The 14,239-nt window shown below is 28.2% G+C and carries 13 protein-coding genes; 12 read left to right on the top strand and 1 reads right to left on the bottom strand.

Translation table 11 applies throughout. The annotated features are described in order from the left end of the window. Nucleotides 1–6: 6 nt before the first annotated feature. The 12 genes from Q3304_RS04880 to Q3304_RS04825 all read left to right on the top strand — a co-directional run bounded on the left by Q3304_RS04880 (nt 7) and on the right by Q3304_RS04825 (nt 13,423). On the top strand, nt 7–1,830 hold the full coding sequence (locus tag Q3304_RS04880; RefSeq protein ID WP_407814112.1) for an ABC transporter ATP-binding protein: 1,824 nt from the start codon (nt 7–9) through the stop codon (nt 1,828–1,830). A 116-nt stretch (nt 1,831–1,946) separates the two neighbouring features. Continuing rightward, nucleotides 1,947–2,492 (top strand): NADH peroxidase, encoded by a 546-nt coding sequence (locus Q3304_RS04875; protein ID WP_074178981.1) that lies wholly within the window; start codon nt 1,947–1,949, stop codon nt 2,490–2,492. A 418-nt stretch (nt 2,493–2,910) separates the two neighbouring features. Continuing rightward, on the top strand, nt 2,911–3,519 hold the full coding sequence (locus tag Q3304_RS04870; protein WP_407814113.1) for a dienelactone hydrolase family protein: 609 nt from the start codon (nt 2,911–2,913) through the stop codon (nt 3,517–3,519). Nucleotides 3,520–3,850: 331 nt separating this feature from the next. After that, on the top strand, nt 3,851–6,760 hold the full coding sequence (locus Q3304_RS04865) for an EAL domain-containing protein (RefSeq protein ID WP_407814114.1): 2,910 nt from the start codon (nt 3,851–3,853) through the stop codon (nt 6,758–6,760). 321 nt (nt 6,761–7,081) lie between these two features. Beyond that, nucleotides 7,082–7,294, top strand: coding sequence for a FeoA family protein (locus tag Q3304_RS04860; RefSeq protein WP_021384253.1), 213 nt, complete (start codon nt 7,082–7,084; stop codon nt 7,292–7,294). A 12-nt stretch (nt 7,295–7,306) separates the two neighbouring features. Continuing rightward, entirely contained in the window at nt 7,307–7,528 is a 222-nt protein-coding gene (locus Q3304_RS04855) for a ferrous iron transport protein A (RefSeq protein WP_021384243.1), read from the top strand. Between the two features lie 98 nt (nt 7,529–7,626). Further along, complete coding sequence (gene feoB / locus Q3304_RS04850; protein WP_407814115.1) at nt 7,627–9,783, top strand: ferrous iron transport protein B; 2,157 nt, start codon at nt 7,627–7,629, stop codon at nt 9,781–9,783. A gap of 25 nt (nt 9,784–9,808) precedes the next feature. Further along, nucleotides 9,809–9,961 carry a FeoB-associated Cys-rich membrane protein gene (locus Q3304_RS04845; protein WP_054269974.1) on the top strand — a complete coding sequence of 51 codons (153 nt, stop codon included), beginning with the start codon at nt 9,809–9,811 and terminating at the stop codon, nt 9,959–9,961. Between the two features lie 179 nt (nt 9,962–10,140). After that, complete coding sequence (locus Q3304_RS04840) at nt 10,141–10,851, top strand: AIM24 family protein (protein ID WP_054276440.1); 711 nt, start codon at nt 10,141–10,143, stop codon at nt 10,849–10,851. An 84-nt stretch (nt 10,852–10,935) separates the two neighbouring features. Then, nucleotides 10,936–11,706, top strand: a complete 771-nt coding sequence (locus tag Q3304_RS04835) for an ABC transporter permease (RefSeq protein ID WP_054269975.1) — start codon at nt 10,936–10,938, stop codon at nt 11,704–11,706. After that, nucleotides 11,699–12,430, top strand: a complete 732-nt coding sequence (locus Q3304_RS04830) for an ABC transporter ATP-binding protein (RefSeq protein WP_054269976.1) — start codon at nt 11,699–11,701, stop codon at nt 12,428–12,430. The genes Q3304_RS04835 and Q3304_RS04830 overlap by 8 nt, the downstream gene beginning before the upstream one ends. Continuing rightward, the gene (locus Q3304_RS04825; protein WP_407814116.1) at nt 12,431–13,423 is read left to right on the top strand and encodes an NrtA/SsuA/CpmA family ABC transporter substrate-binding protein; all 993 of its coding nucleotides are present in this window, start codon (nt 12,431–12,433) and stop codon (nt 13,421–13,423) included. Nucleotides 13,424–13,508: 85 nt separating this feature from the next. Here Q3304_RS04825 and Q3304_RS04820 read toward each other — a convergent pair whose 3' ends face one another. Then, nucleotides 13,509–14,105, bottom strand: a complete 597-nt coding sequence (locus tag Q3304_RS04820) for a DUF3793 family protein (RefSeq protein ID WP_054269977.1) — start codon at nt 14,103–14,105, stop codon at nt 13,509–13,511. Nucleotides 14,106–14,239: the final 134 nt, after the last annotated feature.

Genomic DNA, 14,239 nt, shown 5'->3' with positions numbered 1-14,239 from the left:
AGTATATTGAATTTAAGTACTGGAAATCAAAAGGTCAGTAGATTAAAGAAAAAAGAGAAGCCCAAAGATTTTAAAAAAACATTTAAAAGAGTTTTTATATACTTTAAAAAAGACAAAAAGATTACTAGATTCATTTTTTTGCTAGTAATAATCGACTCTATTATATCAACTATAATACCATATACTCTTGGAAAAGTAGTTGACATAATAAATATTGATACGTATTCGAAGTCCATTTTCTTAAAAGGCATAATTATATTACTCTCATTTTATATAATTGAATTTTCAGTTAAACTGTCTAAGGGGATATGTACAGCTAGACTATCTCAAAGTATAGTTAAAGAGATGAGAAGTAATTTGTTTTTGAAATTTAAAAATCTACCAATAACCTTCTTTGATAAAAGTTCTACTGGAGATATTATGAGCAGGGTAACAAATGATGTTGATAATATTAGCACAGGAATCTCAAATTCATTAGTACAATTAATTACAGGAATTTTAAATATATTGATGACTTTCATTATGATGTTTATATTAAGTCCAATTTTAACATTTTGTAGTATTATATTAATACCAATAGTAATGTTTCTAAGTAACTTTATAGCAAAGAGGACTAGAGTTCTTTTTAAACAACAACAAGTGGAGTTAGGGAAGTTAAATTCTCATATTGAAGAAATGGTATCTAATATAAATGTAGTAAAATCTTTTAACTATGAAAGAAAATCTATAAATGATTTTAAGGAAGTTAATGATAAGCTACTGAATATTTCACTCAAATCGCAAATCTATACATCTCTTTTAATGCCTATTATGAATGTAATTAGCAATATAGGGTTTGCAACTATATGTATTATAGGTGGAGTCTTGGCGTCTAAAGATATTATAACTATAGGAGTTATAGCCAGTTTTTTAAGCTATGTAAGACAATTTACAAGACCATTGAATGAATTGGCAAATCTATTTAATACATTACTTTCAGCAATAGCAGGATGTGAAAGAGTTTTTGAGATTATAGATGAGAAAGAGGAAAAAGAAGCAAAGGATGTATTTAAAGACAAGTTTAATGATAACAAGAATGATAATCTAAAATCTTCTTTTTCAAATGGAGAGATAGAGCTTAAAGATGTAAGTTTTTCTTATAATTCAAAAAAGAAGATTTTAGATAAAATAAACTTAAGAATAAAGGCAGGCACATCAAATGCCATTATAGGAGAGACTGGTAGTGGGAAAACAACAATTATAAATCTAATTACAAATTTTTATCAAGTAGATAAAGGAAGCATATTTTTAGATGGTGAAGATATATATTCTATTGATAGAAATTATTTAAGAACTTGTTTTGGAGTAGTTCCACAAGAAAGTTATATATTTAATGATACAGTTATGGAAAATATAAGATATGGGAATCTAATGGCTACTGATGAAGATGTTATATATGCTAGTAAAATAGCAAATTCACATAAATTTATAACGAAAATGCATAGAGGATATAATACTGTATTATCAGATAGGGGTGAGGATTTAAGCGAAGGTCAAAAACAGTTAATAAGTATTGCTAGAGCAATATTAAAAAATGCACCTGTACTTATTTTGGATGAAGCTACAAGCAATATAGATATAGCAACAGAGGCCAAGATTCAAGATGCAATAAATAATTTAACTTTTGGAAAGACCAGTATAATCATAGCACATAGATTAAGTACTATATCAAATTGTGACAATATAATAGTTTTAGAAAATGGCAGAATTTTAGAATCTGGAAATCATAAAGAATTAATAAAACTAAAAGGACATTATTATAGAAACATACTGTTAACACAAGGAAAGTAAGTGTTTAGAAAAAACTTTAAAAAAATTGTTTAAAGGTATATGCCTCGGGTATATATAAACTAACTTGATAAATAAAAAATTTAATTTGATATATAAAATTTAGGAGGAAAGTAATTATGAAAAAATTTGTTTGTACAGTATGTGGATATATACATGAAGGGGATGCTGCACCAGCACAATGTCCAGTATGTAAAGTTGGAGCTGATAAATTTGAAGAAATGAAAGGCGAAAAAAATTGGGCTGATGAGCATAGAATAGGTGTAGCTCAAGGTGTAGACGAAGAAATAATCGAAGGATTAAGAGCTAACTTTGTTGGTGAATGTACAGAAGTAGGAATGTATTTAGCAATGAGTAGACAGGCTGATAGAGAAGGTTATCCAGAAGTAGGAGAAGCTTATAAGAGAATAGCTTTTGAAGAAGCTGAGCATGCTGCTAAATTTGCAGAACTTCTTGGAGAAGTTGTAGTTGCAGATACAAAAGAAAACTTAAGAGTTAGAGTTGACGCTGAGTATGGAGCAACTGATGGAAAACTAAAATTAGCTAAAAAAGCTAAAGAATTAGGATTAGATGCTATACATGATACAGTACATGAAATGTGTAAAGATGAAGCTAGACATGGTAAAGCATTCTTAGGATTATTAAATAGATATTTTGGAAAATAAATTTAATATAAGTTAAGTAGATTTTTAGGAGTATATCATTTATGATTTTTAAAATTATAAGGATATACTCCTTTTTAATAGTTGTATTTTATTTTATAGTTATAATCTTGTAAATATTTAAATGAGTATAAATATAGTTTTAATGAAATCAATTTTTTAGTCTTATTATCTCTAATTTATATAACTATGAAATTAATTTGATATAAATATATTCGAAAAAACTAACTGGCTGGGGGGCATGCCTACTGCATATCTTGTGTAATATTGTTACATGAGTGTTGATTTTTACTACTTAGTCACTTTTACTTTGCAGAAAGTTTGTTGTAATAAATGGATTATTTTATAAGTCAGATTTTAGAGATAGTAAATTGACATACTTAAAAGAATACATTAAACTAAATGTAAAAAATATCGACAGGTGGTGGACAATCTGATTAAGTATATACATAAAAGTAATATAGCTATTGTTGTACTACATGAAATTTATGGAGCTAATAATTTTATAAAAGATGTTTGTCAAAAGTATTATAAAGATGGATATGATGTGTTTTGTCCAGAGCTTTTGGGAGATAGGAAAGTTTTTTCTTATTCAGAATCTCAAGAGGCGTATGGTTTTTTTATAGACAATGTTGGATTTGATATTTATAAACAAGTAGAAAAACTTATAAATGACTTAAAATCAGAATACAAATATGTACTTGTTATAGGATATAGTGTTGGTGCGACTATTGCATGGAGATGTAGTGAAGACTCTCTTTGCGATGGTATAGTTTGTTGTTATGGTTCTCGAATTAGAGATTATATGGAGGTAACTCCGAAATGTCCTACCTTGTTAGTGTTTGCAAAACATGATTCATTTGATGTTGATTCTATTTTTTGCCAACTTTCTAGAAAACAAAATGTTCAAATCGAGATTTTAGATGCAAATCATGGTTTTATTGATACATACTCAAAAAATTATTCTGATGTTCAAGCACAAGTGTTTAGTGCTAAAGAAAAAAGTTTCTTAGATAAATATTTAGTATAGCATATTATAAAATATATAAAAGATTTAATTAATCTTAAAAGTTTTATGGCACTATTAATATTTGAAAATATTAGTAGTGCCATTAGATTTTAGTGTTATTATATTTTTGAGATATAGTTAATTGACATTATAGTGTTAATTATGTCTTTATGATTTTTAATGAGTTTATAATACTATTTATTTAAATAAACAATAAGAAAATTCTTTGTACTTGAATAAGAATATTATATGAGAATATTGCAATTTGATATATTTACCATTACAATAAAAGTAGTTACAACTGAAATTCTAAATAAGTTAAAGTAAGTTGGCAAATTGGAGGTTTTTAAATATGAAAGCATTTAAAAAGCACTTCTTAGTACTTTCTTTGATATTTTTGCTTATTGTATCGTGTCTTAATAGTGTTCAATGTTTTGCCGATGAGTCTGAAAATTCAAAAAAAATACGAGTTGGATATTGTGATAACTATGGAATTATATCTTCATCCGAAGAACATTCTTATACAGGATATGGTTATGATTATTTAAAAGAAATTTCAAAGTATACAGGATGGAAATATGAATTTGTAAAAGGGTCTTGGGAAGAATGTTTAGATAGATTAGAAAACGGTGAGATAGATTTACTTGGACCTTTACAGAGTAATGATGAAAGAGGTAAAATATTTAATTTTCCTAAAATAAGTTCAGGATATGAATATAGTGCACTATATACAAATGAAAGTAACTACAATATGTTTTATGAAGATATAAGTTCATTTAACAATATGAGAGTGGCTGTGCTCAAAGGTAATTTTCATAATATTGCATTTGAGAAGTATAGAAAAGAAAATAAATTTTCAGTAAAATATATATATTGTAATTCTATCGATGAGTTAATTGAGTCTGTTAATAAAAATAAAGCAGATGCTTTTGTTTGTGGAAGCATTGTAAATGCAAAAGGAATGAAGATAGTTAGTAAGTTTTCAATGGAACCTTTTTATTTAGCTACTACAAAAGAGAAAACTGATTTAGTAAAAGAATTAGATTATGCTTTAAAAGAATTAAAAATGAATGATATGTACTATGATATGGAATTATATAAAAAATATTTTAAAAGAGATGTTACTAATTCTATAGCATTTACTCGTCAAGAAATTAATTTTATTAAAGCCAATCCAAAGCTTACTATGGTATACGATTCTGAGTGGTCTCCTGTTGAATATTATGATGTAGAAAGTAATTCATTTAAAGGTATAAGTTCTGACTTAATGTCAATTATATCAAAAAAATGTGGAATAGAATTTGACTATATTGAAACAAAAAATTATAATGAGAGTCTTAATTACATAAAAAATGGAAAGGCAGATATGCTTTGTGGCTCAATTAATGAAGATGATAAAGAAAAACGATTTGGTATGAAACTGACAAATCCATACATAAATATACCTATAGTTATGGTTGGAAAACTAGGAACTAATCTCAATAATGATTTAAATATTGCTTTAACAAGTAGTTATAAGTCTATTGATTCTTACATAGAAAAAAGCTTTGAAAATGCCAAAACAACATCTTATAAGTCTATAGAAGATTGTTTAGATGCCATAGATGAAGGAAAAGCAAGCCTAATGGTACTTAGTTCTTATCAGTTTGATGAACTCTTAAAGGAAGGAAAATGTAATAATCTATCGATTATATCTGTTTTAGATACTAATTATGGAATGTGTATAGGAGTATCAAATAAAATTAGCCCAATATTGATATCAATTTTAAATAAATCAATAGGCAAAATTACTGATGAACAGTTAAATGACAGTATATATTCTAACACCATTAATAAGCCTTATAAGGTACCATTTGGTATCATTTTTAAAGAGTATTCAGTACAAATTATTATGTGCATTTGTATTATGTTTTTAATTGCCATCAAATATATAATTTACAATAAGAAAAAGAAAGAGGACTCTCTAAAGAAAATTGCATATACAGATTCATTAACAGGAGCAGCGAGTGTAGAGAAGTTTAAAATAAATGCAGAGAAATTATTTGCTAAAAACAATCCAGAATCATATGTGTTATTTTATATGGATGTTGATAAATTCAAGTACATAAATGATATGTTTGGATATGATGTGGGAAATAATACTTTAATACATATATCAAATACTATTGCAAGTGAATTGCATGAGGATGAAATTTTTGCAAGAGTTTCTGCTGACCATTTTGTTCTTCTTATTAGATATAAGACAGATGAAGATATTAAAGCAAGGCTAAATAGTATTTATAACAAAGTTCAGATATTTAGTAATCATAAGATAAATTACTATAAGTTGATTTTAGATTGTGGTATATACAAAATAAATAAAGATGATAGAGATATAAACACTATTATGGATAGAGCAAATACTGCAAGAAAGACTATAAAAGGTGGTCATAAAAATTCATTTGCTTTTTATAATGATGAAATGCATAAGAAAATACTAAAAGAAAAAGAAATTGAAAATACAATGATAGATGCTCTTAACAACGGAGAATTTATTGTATATTTTCAGCCTAAATATAGTCTTTTAGATTACCAGATTATAGGGGCTGAAGCACTTGTCCGTTGGGATAATCCAAAGAAAGGACTAATCCCACCAATAGAATTTATTCCTGTATTTGAGAGAAATGGCTTTATTGTAAATATTGATTTCTATGTATTTGAGGAAGTATGTAAAAAGATTAGAGAATGGATGGATGAAGGTCAAAAAGTTGTACCTATATCTGTTAACTTGTCTCGAATGCATTTTGTAAATAGTAATTTTGTTGAGAAGTTTAGACTAATTGTAGATAAATACAGAATACCAACAAATTTTATAGAATTAGAGCTAACAGAAACAGCAGTATTAGATAATATAGACGGTTTAATTGACACAATGAATCATCTAAAAGAAAATGGGTTTGTGATTTCTATGGATGATTTTGGAACAGGATATTCTTCGCTTAATCTTCTAAAGGAACTACCTGTTGACATATTAAAATTAGATAGGGCATTTTTTACAGAAAAAGATGAGAGTAACAATGAAAAAATTGTTATATCTAATGTCATTAGAATGGCAAAGGAATTAAAAATGAAGGTAATCTCAGAAGGAGTAGAAACCATTTCACAATTAGATTTTTTAAAGCAAATTGGATGTGATATGGTACAGGGATACTTATTTTCTAAACCAATGCCTGTAAAAGATTTTGAGAAAATAGTTTTTAAAAAAGAAGAAAAAAATGTATAAATAATGTGAAAACATCTACACAATAAAGATGTTTTAAGATAGTTAAACATACTATCTTAAAGCATCTTTATTTTTGTATGAGTTTTTATCAAAATTATTAATAGACTGAATCAAATGAGAAAAAAAATCAAAAGAATACAATAATCACTTGCAAAGTTCATACTATTATGATAGACTTAAATCAAAATTAAGAATTGTAAAAAGAAGGAAAAAAATAGGTGATTATTTTAACTGACTAAAATTTAAGATAAAATATTGTAATTTATATATGAGATAACGATTGCTTATAAATTTAGATTAGTTTAAGAGGAGGAATATTATATGATGCCATTGATACTATCAAATACAGGAGAAGAAGTAGTTATAAAGAAGATTTCAGGAAGTGACAAGACAAGAACTTTTTTAAATAGTATAGGTTTTGTAGTAGGTACAAATGTTAAAATAATTTCTAAGATAGATGGGAATTTAATAATAGATGTAAAAGATACTAGAGTTGCATTAGACAAAAAGATGGCAAGTAGAATAATAATATAGGGAGGTAATGATATGAACAGACTAAAGGATATTAAGTGTGGGGAGACTGTAAAAGTCAAGAAGTTAGAAGGGGAAGGAGCCACACGAAGACGTATAATGGATATGGGAATTACGAGAGGTGTTGATGTATTTGTAAGAAAAGTAGCTCCTCTTGGAGACCCAATTGAAATAACAGTCAGAGATTATGAACTATCAATTCGTAAGTCAGATGCAGAAAAAATTATCGTGGAATAATAAAATTAATTAGAATAGGTTTAGTGCAATTATATAATGAGAATGATTTTCTGTATCATGAATAGTTATGTACTTAAATAATAATGGAGGGAATGGAAATGTCAATAAAAATAGGTCTCATAGGAAATCCTAACTGTGGTAAGACAACAATGTTCAATGGGCTTACAGGTTCATCGCAGTATGTTGGGAACTGGCCAGGAGTAACAGTTGAAAAAAAAGGTGGAAAGTTAAAAGGAAATAAAGATGTGGAGATAGTAGATTTACCAGGTATTTATTCTTTATCACCATATACATTAGAAGAAGTGGTTACACGTAATTTTATGTTAGATGATAAACCAGATGCAGTAATAAATATAGTAGATGCATCAAATATAGAGAGAAATTTATATCTTACAACTCAAGTTTTAGAATTAGGTATACCTACTGTTATAGCTCTTAACATGATGGATATTGTTAATAAGAATGGCGATAAGATAAATATTAAAAAGTTGTCTGAGGTTATAGGTTGCCCAGTTGTAGAAGTGACAGCAGTTAAAGGTCAAGGAATCATGGAAGCTGCTGAAAAGGCAATTGAACTTGCAAGTAACAATAATAAATTAAATTTTAAATTACCTTTTGTTGATGAAAGTAAGGTAGCAATAGAAAAAATTGAAAAGATAATAGAAGAAAAAACTCCATACATAGATATGGAAACACGCTGGTTAGCTATAAAGTTATTTGAAAGAGATGAAAATGTTATACAAAAACTTGATATTTCTAAAACAATATTGAATAACATAGAAGAAATAACTAGAGATTGTGAAAATGAATTGGATGATGATAGTGAAAGTATAGTAACAGCAAATCGTTATGAATTTATTAGTTCAATAATTTCAAGTATAATAAAGAAGAATAGAAAAGGTAAGGAAACTGTATCAGACAAGATAGATAAGATTGTAACAAACCGAATATTAGCATTACCTATTTTTGCACTTATAATGTGGGGAGTTTATTATATAGCAGTAAGTTCATTGGGCGCTATAGCAACTGACTGGACTAATGATGTACTGTTTGGAGAAATTATTCAAGGAAATGTAAGTAATTTTATGGCTTCTTTAAATGTAGCTGATTGGTTACAAGGACTTGTAGTTGATGGTCTAATTGGTGGAGTTGGAGCTGTATTAGGATTTGTCCCACAAATTATGCTTCTATTCTTATTATTATCAATATTAGAAGATTGTGGATATATGTCACGTGTAGCTTTTATAATGGATAGAATTTTCCGTAAGTTTGGTCTTTCAGGAAAATCATTTATACCAATGCTTATAAGTTCAGGTTGTGGAGTTCCAGGAGTTATGTCAACTCGTACTATAGAGAATGATAGAGATAGAAAAATGACTATTATGTTAACTACATTCATTCCATGTGGAGCTAAAATACCAATAATAGCATTATTTGCAGGAGCATTATTTGGAGGTGCTTCATGGGTAGCGCCATCAATGTATTTCTTAGGTATAGTAATGATAATCATTTGTGGAATTATATTAAAGAGAACTAGTTTATTTGCAGGAGAGCCATCTCCATTTGTTATGGAATTACCTCAATATCATGTTCCAAGTGCAAAAGGTGTTTTAATACATATGTGGGATAGAGGAAAAGCCTTCATAATCAAAGCAGGTACGATTATATTTGTAGCTTGTGGAGCAATCTGGTTCTTACAATCATTTAACTGGTCATTACAAATGGTAGATGCTGGAGATAGTATATTAGCTAGTTTAGGAAATATAGTTGCACCAATATTTGCACCTCTTGGATTTGGAAACTGGCAATCATCAGTAGCAACAGTTACAGGTCTAGTAGCCAAGGAAAATGTAGTTGGGACATTTGGAGTTTTATTTGGTATATCAGATGCGACAGAGCAAGACCCAGCACTTCTTGGTTCAGTTGCAAGTATGTTTACAGTAGCTAGTGCATTTGCATTTATGGCATTCAACATGCTTTGTGCACCTTGCTTTGCAGCTATTGGAGCTATAAAAAGAGAAATGGGTTCATGGAAATGGACATGGATTACACTAGGATTCCAAACTTTAACAGCATATATAGTTGCTCTTCTTATCAATCAAGTTGGAAGTTTAGTTTTAGGAACTGGAGGAAGTATTGCTGGGGCAATAATATCTATAGTTATAGCAGTAGCTGTAGTATTGATAGTTTTAACTTATTCAAATAGAAATATGAAAAAAGAAAAAATCGGTAAATTAAGTTATATGAAAAATTAATTCATATAAATAAGGAGTGGTGAATATGGCTACATTTATTATAGCAGCTATTGTAGTAGTATTGATGGCGTTAGCCATAATGCATATGGTTAAAAATTCAAAAAAGAATGGTAGCAGTTGCGGATGTGGTTGTTCTGGTTGCTCAAGTAGTAAGAGCTGTAATACTAATAAGAGATAGATAAAATAAGAATCTGATAAAAAGTTAAATTACTTTATTATCAGATTCTTATTTTTTATACAAATAATAAATTTCATGTTTGAAGTAGGTTAGACTATGTTGTAATTTTAATGTATAATTATAGACAAATATATGATTAGGAGGGATTATTGCTAAATAAAGCAATATAAATGTATATTATGTTTAAATTTGATGTGACAAATGAGCTTATGTGTATAGCAAGGGGAAGTGGCAAATTTTTTGCAAAAAAAGGTGCTATGGTAGCCTTTAAAGGAAATTTTAATTTTGAAAAATTATTACTTGGTCCTAATAATGGTGGTGGTTTAGGAAGAGCACTGTTAGGGCATGTTCAAAGGTCATTAACAGGAGAACAAATGCCAATAATGGTTGTTGAAGGTGAAGGTGAAATTTACCTGGCTCAAAATGCTTATCATGTAGATGTAATATCGATTGACCCAGGTGATTCAATTTATGTTGAGAGCGAAAATTTATTGGCATTTTCTGAACAATTGCATTATAGTGTAAAATTAATTGGTTCAGGGGTACTATCTCAAAAAGGGCTTTTTACTACACATTTAGTAAATAAAACAGGCCAAAATCAAGATGTTGCCATAATAACAGATGGAAATCCTCTAATACTTGAAGGGCCTTGTTGTGTAGACCCAGATGCATTAGTAGCCTGGACTGGAAGGGAACCATATCCAAAAGTAGCAAAATTATCATGGAAGACTTTTATTGGTCAGACTTCTGGGGAATCTTATCATATGGAATTTGTTGAACCTGGACAAATAGTCATCATACAACCATCTGAAAGATTGTCTGGCTTAAAAACAGATTCTACGCCTTCTGATAGAATGAATTCAGGTGGGTTGAGAATTGGTATAGATTAAATTTTATAATGTAGTTTAATCACTCTTTAGGATTTTAAAAAATAAAAAATGTAGCAGGGATAGATATATTAAAAGGAGTCTTATATGATTGAGAAAATTCATAAAAAATTCAAAGGATATTATATTTTTTTAATAATTTTAATTTTATGGAAAATTGTATGTGTTCTGGGAATATGGAGTAGCTATATCTTGCCTCCTCCTGAAAGGGTTCTAGATACTTTCATAAAAATGATATACGATGGTTCTATTTTCTTAAATGCCTATGCTAGTATAAAAAGAATATTGATAGGTTTTTTTATAAGTTCACTGATAGCAATACCACTTGGAGTTATATTTGGAGTAAATAAAAAAATGTATGAATATTTCAAACCACTCTTTGAATTTATGCGAAGTACACCTCCACTAGCTTTAGTTCCAATGCTGATTTTATGGTTTGGGATAGGTGAAGAATCCAAAATTATAATTATCATTTTGGCATCTTTTTTCCCTATATTTTTAAATACATTGAAAGGCATAAAGAATTGCGATAATAAATTAATAGAAGTAGGTAAATCTTTTAACTTATCTAAAAAGAGAATTTTTTATAAAATAATAATTCCTAATTCTATGTTAGATATTGTTGTTGGACTTAGTTTAGGTCTTGGATATAGTTTTAGAGCTATAATTGGAGCAGAACTTATTGCAGCTTCTTCAGGTCTAGGATATTTAATTTCTGATGGAAAAGACATGTCACGAACTGATGTTGTATTGGTAGGAATTTTTGTTATTGGATTTTTAGGTATACTTTCAGATTATCTATTTTCAAAAGCAATAACAAAGTTTAGTAAAGGGAAGCAGGTTGATTTAAATGGTTAGAAATGGATTTTTGTTAGAGAATATACATAAAAAATATTTAGTTGATAATAAGGAACACTTGGTTCTTGATGATGTATCTTTAAATATATCTAGCGAAGAAATCACTGTTATACTAGGGGAGAGTGGATGTGGTAAGACAACATTACTTAGAATTTTAGCAGGTCTTGAAAACGCTACTAGTGGAAATGTATATTTTTACAATAATGATAAACAATGTATTCCAAAAGTAGGTGTAGTATTTCAAGAAAGCAGACTAATGCCATGGTTGAATGTGAGTGAAAATATACTTTTACATACTGAAAAAAAGAATAAAAATAAGGTTGATTTGGATAAGTATTTAAAAATGATGAAACTTGAAAAGTTTAAAAATTCATATCCAAATGAATTATCTGGGGGGATGGCTCACAGAGTAAGTATAGCAAGGGCACTTTCCTTCAATCCAGATATTTTACTGATGGATGAGCCATTTGCGGCACTAGATTACTTTACAAGAAGAAAAATGCAAAAAGAAGTTGTAAATATCCATAAAAATACTAAAAAAGGTGTAGTATTTGTGACTCACAATATAGAAGAAGCTATGGAAATAGCAAAGAAAATAATTGTTTTTAGTAAAAATAAAGGGATTAAACAGTTTAGTGTCGAAGATGAATATAATAGAGATTTAACAAAAAGCTATTATATAAGCTTAAAAAAAGAAATATTAAGGGAATTGGGGGAGTTTTAATTGATTAAGAGAAACAAAAAGATTTTAGCAGTAATGACATCTTTAGTAATGGTGTTGGTTGGTACTGTAGGTTGCTCAACAAAAAATGACGAGAAAGATGCACCTGCAAAAAAAGAGGCTAGTTTACCTAAGGAAATAAATCTGACTTATGTGAAATCACCACTTAATGTTCCTAGTATACTTGAAAAAAAGGATGATTTATTTGGAAAGGAATTTGGAAAAGACAATATAAAAGTTAATTTTCATGAATTGACAACAGGACCAGAGCAAACTCAAGCACTAGCTGCAGGAGAGATAGACTTTTTACATGCATTAGGAGGAACATCTGCAATAATAGCTGCTTCAAATGGTGTTGGTCTTAAAGTTACAAATATTTACAGTAGATCACCAAAAGGATATATGCTTATAACTAATAATGAAAATATTAAATCTATAAAAGATTTAAAAGGCAAAAAGATAGTAGGACCAAAGGGTACTATACTTCATCAATTGTTAATTGCAGCACTTGCTAAGGAAGGTTACACTATAGATGATGTTGAATATGTAAATATGGATATTCCTAGTGCTGCTTCTGCATTAGAAAGCAAAAGTGCTGATGTAGCAATGCTTGCAGGTCCAACAGCATTAAAAACAATAAACTCAGGTGCTAAGATGATTGTAAATGGAGAAGGCTTAGTTAGTGGAATAATAGTTACTGCAGTAAGTGATGATTTTGCTGAAAAATATCCTGAGTTAGTAAAAAGATTTATGAAAGTTCATGAAGAGACTTTAAAATATATGGATGAAAACAAGGATAAAGTAATGGATGTTGTATCTAAAGAAGTGGGGCTATCTTTAGATGAAACTAAAGAAATGTATTCTTGGTATGATTTTAGTTCTAAAATAACAGATAAAGATATAAAAGAGTTAGAAGACACACAAGAATTCTTAATGTCTAATGGAATGCAAGAGAAGAAAATAGATATTAAAGACATGTTGTACAATCAAGACTAGAATGTTAAATTAGAAAATACACCCTTTTTATTATGGAAACAGTATAGTAAAAGGGTGTATTTTTTATTACTATATAAAAATACAACTAAAAGCAACTTACTATTTTATCTACACTTATGTAGTCTAGTAACTTTCTCATTTTTTTACGATGAAGTAAAAACTTAGAATATGTGTCTTCTGATTGTTTTGTATCTCCGTAAACCTTCCAATATTTAATCATAGAAACTTCATAATTACTATATCCCATAAATCCAATCACATCTTTGAGAGGATATCCTAAAAAAATTCCTATTTCATCAGGAAAAGTATCACCCTTAAGCTTATCTACTAAATGTTCTAAATAAGCATTAACATTTGTATTTTGTTTGTATCCCAGAAATTTTAAAAAATTTACTGTTTTTTTACATTTTAGCCTTTCTGATAAAGCTTTTTTGTTTACAAATAAGATTTTTAATCCCTTTTTCTTTTTATCAATAACTATAAAATCTATCTTTTTACATTTATATAGATATTTGTAAATATCACTAATTTTTTCCTCTCTATTTACATCAGTAAATGAGATATTTATTATTTCAGCAGGTTTAGAACCTAAAAAGACAGGACCTAAAACTTCTAAAAGCCATTTTATATAAGATGATTCAATTTTATTTTTACAACAAAATTGTGAATTACAACAAGACATAAAAGATAACCTCCTTCAAATGAAAATTAATATCAATTAATTAGATTATACTATGAATGATAATCAATATCAATAATAAATATATATTTTTTTTTATTTAGTTACTTATTTATTATAATTTCCCAAAAAATAAA

The sequence above is a fragment of the Clostridioides sp. GD02377 genome, assembly GCF_045899875.1.
GTDB lineage: Bacteria > Bacillota > Clostridia > Peptostreptococcales > Peptostreptococcaceae > Clostridioides > Clostridioides difficile_A.
This window is presented reverse-complemented; position numbering and strand designations above follow the sequence as displayed.